Annotated in this window: 12 protein-coding genes; 7 read left to right on the top strand and 5 right to left on the bottom strand. The window is 43.7% G+C overall.

Annotated elements, in window-relative coordinates; translation table 11 throughout:
- Positions 1 to 382: 382 nt before the first annotated feature.
- Positions 383 to 1,675 carry an alanine/glycine:cation symporter family protein gene (locus tag AB5627_RS09520; RefSeq protein WP_368369817.1) on the bottom strand — a complete coding sequence of 431 codons (1,293 nt, stop codon included), beginning with the start codon at positions 1,673 to 1,675 and terminating at the stop codon, positions 383 to 385.
- A gap of 142 nt (positions 1,676 to 1,817) precedes the next feature.
- On the opposite strand from AB5627_RS09520, the gene AB5627_RS09515 reads away from it, so the two are divergent.
- The 6 genes from AB5627_RS09515 to AB5627_RS09490 all read left to right on the top strand — a co-directional run bounded on the left by AB5627_RS09515 (position 1,818) and on the right by AB5627_RS09490 (position 9,422).
- Complete coding sequence (locus AB5627_RS09515; protein WP_046440618.1) at positions 1,818 to 2,273, top strand: hypothetical protein; 456 nt, start codon at positions 1,818 to 1,820, stop codon at positions 2,271 to 2,273.
- A gap of 24 nt (positions 2,274 to 2,297) precedes the next feature.
- Complete coding sequence (locus AB5627_RS09510) at positions 2,298 to 3,785, top strand: PH domain-containing protein (protein ID WP_022288709.1); 1,488 nt, start codon at positions 2,298 to 2,300, stop codon at positions 3,783 to 3,785.
- A gap of 389 nt (positions 3,786 to 4,174) precedes the next feature.
- Positions 4,175 to 4,708, top strand: a complete 534-nt coding sequence (locus AB5627_RS09505) for an RNA polymerase sigma factor (protein WP_022288710.1) — start codon at positions 4,175 to 4,177, stop codon at positions 4,706 to 4,708.
- Positions 4,708 to 7,170 (top strand): hypothetical protein, encoded by a 2,463-nt coding sequence (locus tag AB5627_RS09500; protein WP_288178048.1) that lies wholly within the window; start codon positions 4,708 to 4,710, stop codon positions 7,168 to 7,170. The genes AB5627_RS09505 and AB5627_RS09500 overlap by 1 nt, the downstream gene beginning before the upstream one ends.
- Positions 7,171 to 7,386: 216 nt before the next feature.
- Positions 7,387 to 8,739, top strand: coding sequence for an MATE family efflux transporter (locus AB5627_RS09495; protein ID WP_333634958.1), 1,353 nt, complete (start codon positions 7,387 to 7,389; stop codon positions 8,737 to 8,739).
- Between the two features lie 167 nt (positions 8,740 to 8,906).
- Positions 8,907 to 9,422 (top strand): hypothetical protein, encoded by a 516-nt coding sequence (locus AB5627_RS09490; protein WP_242843649.1) that lies wholly within the window; start codon positions 8,907 to 8,909, stop codon positions 9,420 to 9,422.
- Positions 9,423 to 9,574: 152 nt separating this feature from the next.
- Here AB5627_RS09490 and spoVAC read toward each other — a convergent pair whose 3' ends face one another.
- Complete coding sequence (gene spoVAC / locus AB5627_RS09485) at positions 9,575 to 10,021, bottom strand: stage V sporulation protein AC (protein WP_022288714.1); 447 nt, start codon at positions 10,019 to 10,021, stop codon at positions 9,575 to 9,577.
- Positions 10,022 to 10,309: 288 nt separating this feature from the next.
- Between spoVAC and AB5627_RS09480 the strand changes: the two genes are divergently transcribed.
- Positions 10,310 to 11,152, top strand: coding sequence for a hypothetical protein (locus AB5627_RS09480; RefSeq protein WP_118059506.1), 843 nt, complete (start codon positions 10,310 to 10,312; stop codon positions 11,150 to 11,152).
- A 259-nt stretch (positions 11,153 to 11,411) separates the two neighbouring features.
- Here AB5627_RS09480 and AB5627_RS09475 read toward each other — a convergent pair whose 3' ends face one another.
- From AB5627_RS09475 to AB5627_RS09465, 3 genes are read right to left on the bottom strand one after another with little or no spacing between them, the layout of a single operon-like run.
- On the bottom strand, positions 11,412 to 12,722 hold the full coding sequence (locus tag AB5627_RS09475) for a trypsin-like peptidase domain-containing protein (protein ID WP_333634956.1): 1,311 nt from the start codon (positions 12,720 to 12,722) through the stop codon (positions 11,412 to 11,414).
- A 9-nt stretch (positions 12,723 to 12,731) separates the two neighbouring features.
- A complete protein-coding gene (locus tag AB5627_RS09470) occupies positions 12,732 to 14,153 on the bottom strand; it encodes a cell wall metabolism sensor histidine kinase WalK (protein ID WP_038670254.1) in 1,422 nt (473 codons plus the stop codon).
- Positions 14,146 to 14,850, bottom strand: coding sequence for a response regulator transcription factor (locus AB5627_RS09465; RefSeq protein WP_022288718.1), 705 nt, complete (start codon positions 14,848 to 14,850; stop codon positions 14,146 to 14,148). The genes AB5627_RS09470 and AB5627_RS09465 overlap by 8 nt, the downstream gene beginning before the upstream one ends.
- Between the last annotated feature and the right edge of the window lie 161 nt (positions 14,851 to 15,011).

Here is a 15,011-nt window from a genome sequence, read left to right as displayed (position 1 = left end):
TCTTATTCGGGCAAGTTCTTCCGCCGCAAAATCGCTCCGCTCTTTGCGGATTTACATTTGCTAAGGGATAGGGAAAACGGTGCAGATTTTTGCTCCGATATCACCTTTGTTTAATATCGGACTTTCATGTGCTTTTTTCTCATTAAATCTGCACCTAGTCGGCTTATGCCGAATGAGGCTCTGCCTCAAACTCCGCAAGGGACTCTGTCCCTTGACCCTGCAAGCCCTCTGACGCCGGGCTTGTGCCTGCGTTTTACCTCTCGCTTCGCTCGGTGCTAACTTTTACTTTGTGCTTGTGCACAACTCTGGTCAGCTTTGCCAATTCCTCACTCCTCACTCCTCATTTCTCATTCCTCATTCCTCATTCCTCATTTCTCACTTCTCACTCCTCATTCCTCATTTCTACCTCTTTTCTCCACAACACCAACACCCCGATAACATTCGGCACTGCCATAAGTCCATTGAAAATATCCGACACTCCCCACACAAGCTCCATGCTCCACATCGTTCCAATGCACCCACAAGCTATCGCCATGATCCTATAGATCATATCATTTCGAGGGAAAAGGTATCTCCAAGCCCTCTCTCCAATGAAAAACCACCCTGCCACTGTCGCTAATGCAAAAAGTATCAGCGAACCTGACATGAAATACTTCCCCGCTCCACCAAGAGCAGCATTGTAAGCCCGCACTGCCATATCCTCCCCCGTGAGGTCAGTGCCGCTTATTATTATCACCACAGCCGTCAGAGTGCATATGACAAAGGTATCTATAAAAACCTCAGCCATTGCCCATGTTCCCTGCAATTCAGGCGACTTTATCTCGCATGAGCTGTGTACTGCCACCGTCGAACCTAAGCCTGCTTCGTTTGAAAACGCTCCACGCTTTAACCCCTCCACCATGGAAAATATTATCGTCCCTGCCACCGAGCCTGTTATGCAGGCTGTGGGGCAAAAGGCGTTTTTTACTATCATTGATATCGCTCCTGCGGCTTTTAATGGGTGAAATATTATCACTCCCAAACTGCCGCCTATGAAAAGTACCGCCATTATCGGCACAAGCTTTTCGCAAAGACAAGCTGCTGAGTTTTTTCCCACAGCTACTAAAAATACGAAAATAAGCACCACAAGTGCAAATATATATGAGGGTATCCCAAACCCCTCTCGGGCAGCCGCAGCCGCCGAACCCGTCTGCACCATGTTGCCCATTCCAAGGGACGCACCCACCGTAAAAACTGCAAACAAAACAGCCGTGAGCTTCGTTCTGCCTATCTTTTCGAGATAAGACGCCGCACCGCAAAGCTTTCCGTCAGAGCATCTCACTCCCAGATAGTTTTCGCAGTAAGCAAGCCCCATTCCGAAAAATGCAGACACCCACATCCAGAATACCGAGCCTGCGCCCCCTATCCTGATACATTCCCCCACGCCCACCACCGAGCCTGTTCCTACAGTTGCCGCAAGCGCCGTGGAAAATGTCTGAAACTGCGAGAGAGAATCGCTTTCGGAGCTTTCTTTTTTAAACAGCATAAAAACCGTTTTCTTCATTATTTTTAAAATGTGTATCTGTGGAAATCCAAGCTTTATGCTCAGATATATTCCGCCCCCAAGCAAAAGTACCAAAAGCGGAACGCCCCACAAAAACGAATTTATCTTGTTTATTATAGCCGTAAGTTCCATAGCTTTCCCCCGAAAACACTTTTTTCGTGCAAATAATTGCCTTATAAATGATATGATATAAAAGGGAGATTAATTCTTGAAAACTGAGATAACCATACATACAAATACGCAAAAAAACAAACAGCGAGGTGAACGTCCTCAAATGCACAGATATAAGCCCTCAAAAATACCGCTTTTTATCTTCTGGGCTATCCTTGCGGTAATATTGTTTCTTATCCGCTATGCGGTCAATCTCATAGAAAAACTTATCCCATTTTCCGTGAATTATATCCTTATGCCAATGTGGATAATCGCCGCACTTTTTTGCCTGTTGGTGCTTCCATTTTATTTCATCAGATCTTATTTCACCGTCAGCTCAAAAGAAGTCACCGCCTTTACAGGGCTTTTCTTTACCATGCGGCATTTTATGCCCACCTCGGCAATAAAATCCGTCACAACTATCATAACCCCACTAGGCAGTATAACAGGACTTAACTTCGTTGTCTTAAACGCCTTGGGCGCAAGACTTCTTATACCTTTTATGAGCCGCCGTGACGCCATGGAAATATCCGCCATAGTAAACAGCTCCATACGAAACAGAGAACGCAAAGAAGACTAGATACCAAAGACAGGAAAGGTTTAAATGAGCCGCAGAGAAACTATCAAAGAAAAAAGAAGCTGGCTGAAGAATTTCTTCGCCCACCGCCAGCACCCTATAATGATATTATCTTATACAACTAAATATATGTGGCTTCTTGCTATCCCTCTTGCCAAGTATCTCATAGCCGCAAAATTCAACTTTCAAAGCTGGTTTCAGGCACATTGGGTTGATATCCTCACTATCACATTTATCTTCGGCTACGCTTTCCTGCGCTGGATATTTGTCTACTATGAGCTTGAAGAAGATTGCATCATAGCCCACACAGGCTATTTCGGCATAACACGAACTAAGGTCTATTTTGCCGAGATAAGCTCATTGTCACTGTCACAAGGATATATTTCCAGACTTATACATTCCTGTGCCGTATACATAGACACCGATGCAAAATCACTGCAAAATGCAGATATAATGCTCACCCTTACAAAAAAACGAGCCTTTGAGCTTTATCATTTTGCCACTGCCAAATGCAAAAACAAACCTAAATATGTCTACAACTCAAAGAAAAGCCTGCTCGTTATATTCTCTCTCATCTTTTCATCAACTCTGTCAGGCATGATAATCGTGCTGTCGGTACTTTACGAAGCATATAGGATAGTAGGAAGAGAGGCGGAGGAACAAATACTCCGCAGAGTGAATACGGAGATAGCAAAAGTTCCGGTGCTTGCAGAAGTGCCTGAATATATCCTTATCGCAGGCGGTGTGCTGGCAGGAGGCTGGCTCATATCATTTCTGTCGAATCTTATGCGCCACTGGAATTTTTCCTGCACACGCTGTGCCGACCTTTTCATAATCAGAAGCGGGATAGGCACAAGACGCAGACACGTCCTCTATAGAGATAGAGTAAACTATATCGACCTAAGACAATCATTGCTTATGAAGATATGCAAAATAACCTCTGTGTCTGCCCACTGTACAGGATACGGAAAAAGACGGCTTGAAATATCAGCCCTTATACCGATAACGACAAACGGACAGGTTGACCGCTCCCTGAAGATGCTCATGCCGAAAATACCGCCGGTGAAAAGCGACATCTCCACAGGAAAAGCCGACCTTGGCAGATTTATAACGATACCGCTCATATGCACGTTTATACCCATCGTATCAGGAAGAGGAACGCTTTACTTTTTTCCTAACTGGAAAAGAGAAATAACCATACTTGTTATACTAACTACCATACCATTGCTGTGGCTCGTGATAGTCAAGGCGGCGGCAGCGTTCACAACATCAATAGGCTTTGAAAACGGGCATTGTACATTGTCATATTGTAAATGGTATAGCTTTCATAAATCAATAGCCGCACTTGACAGAGTGTCAATGGTAACTGTCATGCAAAATCCGTTTCAGAAGATAAGCCATACTTGTGCCGTGAGAGTTTATACCAATTCGGAGAGTACAGACTATCATACTGTAAAGGGACTTAATTATGATAAGGTCATAAAATTGTTGAACAGGAATGGGTATGCGGTGTGAAAAAATGAGGAATGAGGAATTAGCATAGCAGACCAAAGTTACCCCCTCAGCACCGAGCTAAGCGATTTTGCAGCGGTAGAACTTTGGTGTAGGGGCTGGCGCCCTCGACAGCCCGATATCGAAGCGGCTAAGCTTGGAATTTTCACGAATGAAAAGAAGCAGACAATGTTGTGAATTGTTGCGCCGAACTTTGTGCGGATAACGCAAGCTCGTACAGGCAAATAGGAAATGGGCTGTCGAGGACGCCAGCCCCTACACAGTTTGATAAACAAATATCATCAGGGACGACCACCTCGTCCCCGATTTTTTTATTCAAAAAATTTTTTTCACTGCAACATTTCAGTGAAAAATATACACTTATATTATGACGGACGACAGGGGGGATCAGATTGGACAAAAAGGGAAGAAAAAAGCTCGCAGAACTTGCGGTGAACGGCGATACGGACGCCTTTTCTAAGCTCTATGGAGAGATATATAAGGAGCTTTATTATTACGCCCTCGCTAACCTGCAAAATGCCGAGGACGCCGCCGATGCAGTGCAGGACGCTGTGCTGGACGGCTATATGAGCATCTCCTCGCTGCGGAAAAGCGAAGCTTTCGATAGCTGGATGTTCAAAATTCTGGTCGCCAAGATCAAACAAAAACAAAAGGAATACGCCCAAAGACGCTCTAACCTCGATTATATTAATGAAAGCGACGCAATAATCAAGGACGAAAACGGATTCGAGCGGTGCGAGATCTTAGAAGAGTTTGCTGATCTCAGTGAAGCGGAAAGACTCTGTATATCACTTCACTGTATAGCAGGCTACAAAGGCAGGGAGATAATGGAGATAACAGGTATTAAAGATACGACAGTCCGTTCCCATATATCCAGAGGTAAAGCAAAAATACGCAGTAAGCTGTTTGGAAAGGAGGTGACATGATGAGAAATTTAAGAAAACGCAGAAAGCTTATCAGACAAATGGAACAGGCAAACAAAATTCCTGATAAGCTCATGCCCCAGGAAATAAAAGATATGCTGGACGTGGCAGGCTTCAGACCCGTTATCGAAAATACTCCAAATAGTGCAGAGATAAAAATAAACAGCGGCAGAAGCAACGCCCTGAGATGTCTGGCTGTGGTGGCGGCTTTCGTCCTTGTGGTAGGCGGATTTGCTGTGCTTAGGTTCAGCAATACCCAGTTCGTCAAAAAATACCCCAGTTCCGCTTCTTCACAGTCCGCTGACGCCTCAGGTCTTGACGGCCTCCGTGGAACGACCTATAAGGGTCTTTACAACTATATAAATAGCAACAGCAAAAACATAGAGGACTTTATAGTTGACAATAGCTATATATTCAAAAATATCGACGCTTTGTCTGTTGATGACGATGACTATGTGGCTTTGTATAAGCAGGCGCTCAGAGATCACCAGCTCACCCCTAACCCCGCTGATATACAGCTCACTCGCTCAGGCGTGGATATCACCCCCACAACCAGCATAGATGAGCTGGAAACAAACATAACCTACGGAAACGCCCATTTCATTACTGACAATGGCGGTATCGACGTTTATATTACCCAAAACGGAAATATCACAAAGTCAGAACAGGATATCTTTGCGGAAACCTTCCTTAAAAAAGGTCTTGTTGACATTGCCGAATACGAACAGTACGGCTGTAAGTTTGCTCCAAGCGTTGTTGCAATGTATTTGGATAATAACGAGCTTTACGCTTTCTTCGACTTTATCTTACCCGTGAAGGCAGGAAAGAAAAACCTCGATATCGAATACTGCGGAATGTGCGTGTTTGACGTGAGCGACCCTGAGAATATCAAGCTCATAAGCGAGTTTGAACAGCCCGGCGTGCTGGAGGGCATAAGAAAAGTTGACGGAAAATTTTTCATCGTGTCACGCTACACCCGAGCGGCTTCACTGCTCTTAGATGACCAAAAGCCCGAGGATATCGCACCAGTGCGATACATCAATGGTGAAAAACAGCTTTTTGAAGAAAGTGAAATGTATATCACAGCCAGAGATAATACACCGTCCATGATCCTGCTTTCGTCCTTTGACGGAAAAAATCAAGGCTCATACATGGCTTCAAAGCTTATCGCCTGCGGTGAAAGCAGCATCTTAATGGGAACAGACAACATTTATATTTTAAGAGCATATGGCTTTGAAAAAACAGACGATGATTACAGCACAGTGCCAACAAGAGCGCTTATTACAAGAATAAACTACGGTGGCGGCGACATGGAGCTTAACAAAACTCAGACCGTCACAGGCGCAGACGCCGAGCATATAAGCCACGCCATATCAGGAGATGAGTATAACGGCAGATTGTCGCTGTTCTCAAACGACTCTGCAAACATTTACGATATCAGCACACACAATATCTATTATAGCGGCATTAATATCTGCACCCTGTGGCTTTTTGACAATGACCTTGGCGTCCCTGTGAAAAAGACCCTCACATACGAGGATATCGACTTCGAGAGCGTAAGATATAACACGTTCTATCATTCTATGCTGTATGTTTACAGAGATTATTCTTCCGCATATAACAATGATGACACTTATCAGCAAGCGAACAATATCCAGCTTGATGAAGTATATGATTTCTCAGACCCTAACAAGATAACTCAGGTGACCCCTGATGATAAAGTGATAGCAGTGTCAACGGCAAACAACATTTTCCATTATGGACTGACGAACTATAATGACGATATCGCAGTGCGCACCGACAGCACGTCATTTGACTCTTTCAGCGTAAAGATACTCGACAAGAGCAAAACAGAAAAGCAAGAAACGCTTTTATACGGCTCAAGCGGCAAGGGCATAGCGAATGCTAACGGCACAGTGGATCAGGTGCAGGTTTATGACACAAAGGTAGTAAAGAAATTCAACTTCTTCAAGACTATACAGGAATACAAATATCACGAGAAAGAAATGGAAACAACAGTTGACGGAAAGGATATGACCCAAAGATCCGCAAGCACTGTTTCTTCAAACTCCATAATAACAGACAACGAAAACGAATATATAGCCATACCATTCTATGACATAACCACAGTAGGCAAGACCGATGACGGCGACAATTGGGAATATACCTATTATGAAAAAACTATTGAAAAAATTCTGGTAATGAAATATAACATAGAAACCAAAACCTTCAGCGAGTATGGAACTATAAAGCTTGACGAATATACAGATTATTTTGACGATTATTTCGATCAGGCTAGCGAAGACGAGATCACGGCTATGGTCAACGACAATGACCAGAGAGATCGTTACCGCAGTGCATTCGTTCAGGACGGATATATTTATATCTTCTCCGACAGACAGATACGCTCATACAGCTATGACGATCTCTCAAAACCCGTAGACAGTGTAGCCATAGTTAAATAGCATTACACCAAATTTCCCCTTTAGCACCCGACGGATAAATTTCTGTCGGGCGTTTTTTTGCTAAAACGTTTTCGTTATTGCACACAAATAAAGTCGCCGCAAATTGTATAGTATGTACAATAAATGTTCACAGTAATATAACCAATTGAAACTCTGTTTGTGCTAAAATAATATGGTTTTAGGAATAAATATAAGACATAAATAGGAGAAAGAATTATGAAAGACCTAACGAAAGGAAATATCACAAAGCTGATATTGATGTTTTCCCTGCCCCTTCTGCTTGGCAACATTTTTCAGCTTTTTTATAATCTTGCCGACACCCGTATTGTGGGTCAGACCCTAGGCAAAAACGCCATAGCCGCCCTTGGTGCAACTTCATCAGTGAACACCGTCATAATAGGCTTTCTGAACGGTCTTACAAACGGCTTTGCCCTTGTGACAGCACGCTTTTTCGGTGCAAAAGAGTTTGACCGCCTGAAAAAGTCCGTCGCCCACGCCCTTACCCTAGGTATCGCAACGGCAATAGCCCTCACCGCCCTCAGCCTTGCCTTTATCGACCCACTGCTGAAAGCGTTGAACACGCCTGACAACATCTTTAAGCAGGCAAAAACCTACATAGTCATAATCCTTGCAGGAATGATAATATCAATGTTCTATAACATCTGCGCAGGTGTCCTCCGTGCAGTGGGCGACACTGTTTCGCCACTTATCTTCCTTATAATATCAACTATCGCTAATATCGGGCTTGACCTTCTCTTTATCCTTGGCTTTAAAATGGGTGTTGAGGGCGCGGCATATGCCACCCTTATCGCACAGGGTATCTCAGTTGTGCTTTGTGTAATATACATCATTAAAAAACACAAATTCCTTATCCCATCAAAAAGCGACTTCCGCTTTAACTTCAAGCTCGCAGGAGATATGTATGCAACAGGAGTTTCAATGGGACTTATGATATCTCTCGTTGGTATCGGCACTGTTATAATGCAGGGCGCAATAAATATCTTCGGCACTGACATAATAGTCGCCCACACCACCGCAAGAAAAATATCTGAGATCTATATGCTTCCTATATCAGTTTTCGGTGCAGCTTCAGCAACCTTTTCAAGCCAGAACTACGGTGCAGGCAGGATAGACAGAGTAAAAGAGGGCGTGAAAAAAGCGACCCTCATAACATGGGGCTGGTCTGTTATCGTAATAGCCGCAACATGGCTTTTCACACCATTTTTCGCACACCTTATCACAGGTATCAGCGACCCTGAGATAGTGGGTACAGTGGAAAAATACATGAAAATAAACACAGCATTTTACTTTATCCTCGGCATAGTAATAGTTTTCAGAAACGCACTTCAGGGCGTAGGAGATAAGATAACACCTATAGCTTCAAGCATAATAGAGCTTTTGGGCAAGTTCGCAGTGGCAATGATACTCGCCCCACGCATGGGATATTTCGGCATCATGATAAGCGAACCCCTTGTGTGGGCAGGCATGGCTGTGATGCTCGGCATAGGCTTTGCCGCAAATAAGACCTTCCGTAAAGAGAATATCACCAATACGGCAGAGCAAATGTAAATAGTTTGTTAATTCACATAAAACAGATAGCTCCCTATGTAGAAAAAAGCAAGCCACTATTGATTTTATCAAAGAAACGTGTTATAATTAGTAAAAACATACAATCCACAAAAGTGTGGCTAACATACCATAGAAGTGAAAGGGGGAAATGCCTGCAAACGGCAGGCATGACAGAAAAAATGCTTTCAAAAATATTGTCAAAAGAGGAATGTGCAAAGTGCAGGATATGCTGCTGCTTTGACAGCTATGATATATGGGAAACACCATATATCTCACAAACGCTTGCAAGCAAGATATTGCAGGAGTATGCCCCTAAGCAGGAATTTATAAAGAAGGAAAACCATTTCTTGTTCAAAATGGATAAGGAACAGAATGCAGACCTGTATTATTGCCCGATGCTGGATAACGAGAAGGGCTGTATATTAGGCGACGACAAACCGTTCGACTGCAGGATATGGCCACTGAGAGTAATGGCGCTTAACGAAACTAAAGTAATAACATTGTCGCCGGTCTGTCCTACTATGAATGAAAAGTCCATAAAGGAGCTGACGAAAACGGCTAACGAGCTGGCAGATCAGATATTTGAGTATGCAGACGAAAATCCGGAAGCCGTGAAACCGTATCTTGACGGCTATCCAATATTGGTGGTAGAGGGCAAGAAATATAAAGATACACTTGTATGATAAAAAGGGCAGCAAATTCGCTGCCCTTTTATTCTGCCTAAAACATATCCAGTGCAGTGTTTCTATGTAGAGGCGACCTGAGGTCGCCCGCTGATATTATTTTTCGGTAGCCCACCAACATCATTTTTTTTACAAACAGACCTCGCTGCTTGTTACCTCAAAAACAAATAATAAATAAGTCCGTAAAGCACACTAGCCAAAGTGCCGTAAAGAATAACAGGTCCGCTGATAATGAAGATCTTCGCCCCAAGCCCAAGAATATATCCCTCCGTCTTGAACTCAAGAGCAGGCGCCGCCACAGAGTTCGCAAAACCTGTTATGGGTACAAGCGTACCTGCACCTGCGTGCTTCGCTATGCGGTCATACCAGCCAAGACCTGTGAGAAGGGCCGATAAAAATATCAAAGTTATTGATACCGACATTGAGGCGTTATCTTTGGATAAACCTAAATATAAATACATATCCATAAGCGATTGCCCAATAACGCATATAAGTCCGCCAAATAAAAACGCCTTCGGTATGGTCACCCACCACTTTGTCCCCTTTGACGCCTCTTTGTACATCTCGCTGTATTGTGCCTTGCTCAAATTTATATCCATTTTGTTCTCGCTCCTTTTTTGTTTCTGACTGCCAGTATTGTGCCACATAAAGCTCAGGTTATTCATATTTTAAGTGCACGATTTTCGCATGATTTGTTCAATATGTTGCTGTAAGGTTAATATTTTTATATAGTTTCAACAAGTTTTGTATAATGTAAACGATTTATCATAGGGAAATTTGTTAAAATAGTATCTTGAAAAAAATGCGAAAATTTTGTATCATATTCATTAGAGATATTCTATCTTAGGGGTAGTGTAACTGCCATTATTTTTCAGGAGGTTATTATAATGAAAGCTAAAAAAATTCTTGCTGCTGTCACAGCTCTTTCTCTGACAACAGTAGTATTCGCATCATGCGGCGATTCAGCTGATTCTTCAAGCTCTACTGCTGCCGTAACAACAACTACAGCTGCTACTACAACTACAGCTGCAACAACTACAACAGCTGCTACAGAGGATTCTGCTGCAACAGGCGGCGGAGCAGGCGACTCTGCTGTAGCAGCAGACAGCACAGCTGACTCAAAGACAACAGGCGGTGACTCTGATTACACACCTGTAAAGACATTCGAGGGCTATGATGCATTCCTTATGTTCGGTGACGGAGAGTGGCTCTGGGGCAACTGGGAAGGTCAGGGCGAACCTGAAGCTACTAAAGCATTCGGCGTTGACGCTGACATAACAGGCGACGGTGAGTACACAGTTTCTATCACAAACGCTTCTATCTCTTATGACGATCCGGACGAGGGTATCAACCCACAGATCGCTCTTGACGGCGACTATGCTGTTGGCGCTCAGGGTTGCGTAGTAATGTGCGTTGATATCATCGGTCTTCTTAACGGCGAAAAACTCAAGGGCACAGGCGATCCTAAGACTGATAAGGAAACTCCAGGTAAGTACAACGCTGACGATCTCAAGGTAGAACTTAAGTCTATCAAGGCTGACGGTCAGGAAGTTGCATTCGATAAAGCTAAGATCAAGTATGGCAACATCGAGGACAACAACAACTGCTACAGAATCGAAATCTACAACGATTACGGCGATACAGCTAAGGATTCTCCTATCGACAAGGACAATCTTGCATTTGAGGACAGCCTTGAGATTACATTCTCTATCGAGGGCCTTTCTGAATAATTTTTCATGAAAACTAAGAGCAGACCGCAATATGGTCTGCTCTTTTGTATTTTTATACATTTTTCAAGTGACAAAAAGTGTGACAGATTTTTTAAAATAGCTGTCACACTTTTATGTTGACATGAAACTAAGGGGAATATATAATAATAGTATTATAGTAATTCTATAATATCATCACATATTTTATTAATCCCCTAAGAAAAAAGCCGTGGTACCCTTTCTTACCACAGCTTTTTTCTTTTTTATCCACTTTTGTTAGCTATTCCGCCTGACTGTCTGCCACCAGACCGCCGTTATCCGCCATAAGCTTGAATTTTATCTCAAACTCTTTCTCATCACCGCTGTCCGTCTTGCGATATACTTTGCAAACGACTTCATCTCCTGCCTGCTTTCCTGAAAACAGCGACGCTATATCCACCTCTCCTGCGGTGGACTTTCCGTCTATTTCCGTGATGATATCGCCCTCCGCAAGATCTGTGTTGGCAACGTCACAATCAGGGTTTATGGACACAATACAAATGCCCGGCTTTATGCCGTATATCTCAGCAGTGGTGTCGCTGACAGCATAATAAGTCACACCTATCTTTACTCTGCCTGCCACATAGCCCTTTTCCATAAGCTCCTCAATAACAGGCTTCGCCTCGTCAATGGATACCGCAAAGCCTATGCCCTCATAATCGCTTGAAGCAAGCTTCGATGAGGTTATCCCAATGACCTGACCCCACATATTGAACAGCGCTCCACCTGAGTTACCGGGGTTTATGGCTGCGTCTATCTGTATGCAGTTCATTATTATTGACGAGTTTTCAAGCCTTATCCTGCGGTTCACACCTGACACGATACCCTTTGTCACAGTGCCGTAATAGCCCGCCGGTGAGCCGATAGCGACTACCTCTTCCCCTGCATTCACCTGAGTTGAATCACCGAACTCAGCCGCCTGCAAGCCCTGCGCCTGTATCTTTATCACCGCTATATCCGTGGCAGGATCCTGCCCCACCACCTTGGCTTCATACTCCGAATTGTCGCTTAGAACAACTTTTATGCCCGACTCCGCCGCATTTACAACATGAGCGTTTGTGACGATATATCCATCAGCAGACATTATAACACCGCTGCCCTGACCTGCCGCAACATATCCACCCGAATTTTTGTAAACCTCTATAGATACCACAGCAGGAGAAAACCCCTTTGCGATACCCTCGGCAGTGTATCTTCCGTCAGCCTGATAAAATTCATCATCAAGATTCGGCTTGTCAGCCACAGGAAGCGTAAAGCTTATCTTCTCGTCCCCTGTAACAAGATTTCTCACCCAGCCGCTTCCCCTTATAGAGGTTATTGATATGGCAATTCCGATACCTACAAAAAGCACCATAAAGCACAGCCTTGCAACTGCATGGCGCATACGCTCTCTGTAGCGGCTTCTTTTTTTTGCCGAATCAACAGCCGACCAAAAATCTTCGTCCACCTTATGAGCGGCTACCGCTCCCTCAGGCAGCTTGTAATGCCCGGTTTCTTGGGCTGTATCTTCATTTTCATCATGCAGACAAGGCTGCTCTTCAAACTGCTCCATATGAGCCTCCTAGTCGCCCTCCGCCTTGTTAGGCAGCGTAAACACAAATTCCGTATACTCGTTCTTAACGCTTCGTACCATTATCTTGCCCCCGTGGAGCTTTATGATAGAACGCACGATATTAAGTCCCAATCCAACGCCCGTCTTGTCAAGTCCTCTTGACTTATCGGTCTTATAAAATCTGTCGAACACCAGAGGAAGCTCGTCCTCAGACAGACCCTCACCGCTGTTTCTGATAGAAATGCTTGTCATGTTGCCCTCAGGCTCAAAGTGAAACTCTATATAACCGCCCTTGTCAACGAACTTTATGGCGTTCTCTATCAAGTTATACATGACCTGATGAACAAGGTCGTTATCAGCATAAAGGGTCACTCTGTCAACGTCAAGACCCCTTATCTCTATCTGCTTTTCCTCAAGCCTTGGCTCAAAAGTCACAAGGGTATCGACTATCGGCTCAAGCACAGAGAAATACTGCAAATTAGGTTTAAGCTCGCCTGCCTCGATCTTTGCAAGATTGAGCATACTTCTTACGAGCCTTGCAAGTCTGTGTACCTCAGAGGAAATTATCTTAAGATAATATCTCTCCTGCTCCTTTGGTATGGTGCCGTCAAGCAGACCGTCCACAAAACCGCCTATAGACGTCATAGGCGTTCTAAGCTCATGAGAAACGTTCGCAAGGAAGCTATTTCGCATGGTGTCATAGCTTTTCAGGCTGGCCGCCATATCGTTGAAAGCGTTGCTGAGCTGTTCAAGCTCCGAGGTAGAATAATCAGGCAGCGTGACGGAAAAATCTCCTGCTCCTATCTTCTTTGATACCTCCGCTATCTCTTTTATAGGCTCTGTAAGCTTCAGCGTCATGAAATATACCAGAAACATTACTATGACCAGAACTATTATAGCGGAAACTATAAATATTTCCATTATGTTGTAGGTATAGTCGTCCTGAGCCGCCTTTGAGCTGAATGCAAGCACATAATATTCAGGTCCATTCGCTTTGAACGACTTACCTATCACATGATATATAGCATCGAAAGCTCCTCCGAGATCCGAATAAACATACTCGCAATTGTCAGAAAAAGCTTCAAGCTCATGGACAGATATATTATGAGGGCTGCACACAGGATCCTTACTGGAGTTCACAAGCACTGCTCCCGTAGAGTCGCACAAGATAAAATCAGCGTTGCACGCCATTGAATACTGCATCATCTCATCTGTCACCGACTTTTTCCAGTCGGCAGGCTGAGCCAGCATTTCTTCCTGCGTATATAAAGCAAGAGCCTTGGTGTTTTTCTCCAACAGGCTCTTTTTTTCATCAATAAAATACCTTGAAGAAACCAGCAGTAATACCGTTCCTAAGCACACAAAGCTTATAAGTATTACTGCTGAACAAATTACAAAGTATTTAAAGAATATGCTTTTACGATTACTCATGCGGTGTTTCAGCAACTTCAAACTTGTATCCTACGCCCCATACAGTTTTAAGTGCCCACTTGTCAGAAACGCCCTCAAGCTTCTCACGCAGACGCTTAACGTGAACGTCGATAGTTCTCGAATCGCCGTAATATTCAAAGCCCCATACCTCATCAAGGAGCTGATCTCTTGTATAAACTCTGTTCGGATTTGAAGCAAGGTGGAACAGAAGCTCAAGCTCCTTCGGCGGTGTATCAAGCACCTGACCGTTTACTCTCAGCTCATATCTTGTCATATTAACTGAAAGCTTGTCATACTTGACTTCCTTTATCTCAGCTTCGCCTGATGACTGACCTACTCTTCTGTAAACAGCCTTTATTCTTGCGATAACTTCCTTTGTATCGAAAGGCTTTACGATATAGTCGTCAGCTCCAAGCTCCAGACCAAGCACCTTATCAAATGTTTCTACCTTTGCGGTTATCATGATGATAGGCACGTTGGACTTCTTTCTTATCTCACGGCATACCTGCCAGCCGTCTATACCAGGCAGCATAATGTCAAGCAGTATGATGTCAGGCTTAAGAGCGTTGAATTTTACCACTGCTTCCTCACCGTCATGTGCAAGTATTACTCCATAGCCCTCCTTTTCAAGGTAAAGCCTGAGCAGCTCGCAGATGTTCTTATCATCGTCTACTACCAATACTCGTCCAAGCGACATATTTCATCTTCCTTTCGTTTATTTACTTCTTTTCATGCCCATTATTTCAAATTTTCGCACTTCTGAAAATTTGAACAAAAGGCAATAATTATTCAAATTGATATAAGTATTATAACAAATTCACAAACCCATTGTGTGAATATTTATTTAATTTTTTATTA

Origin of the sequence: Ruminococcus sp. RTP21198st1_G1_RTP21198_201120, from assembly GCF_040924265.1 — a bacterium.
Classification (GTDB): domain Bacteria; phylum Bacillota; class Clostridia; order Oscillospirales; family Ruminococcaceae; genus Hominimerdicola; species Hominimerdicola aceti.
Note: the sequence above shows the minus strand (reverse complement) of the source record. Positions and strands in the feature narration are given on the sequence as shown.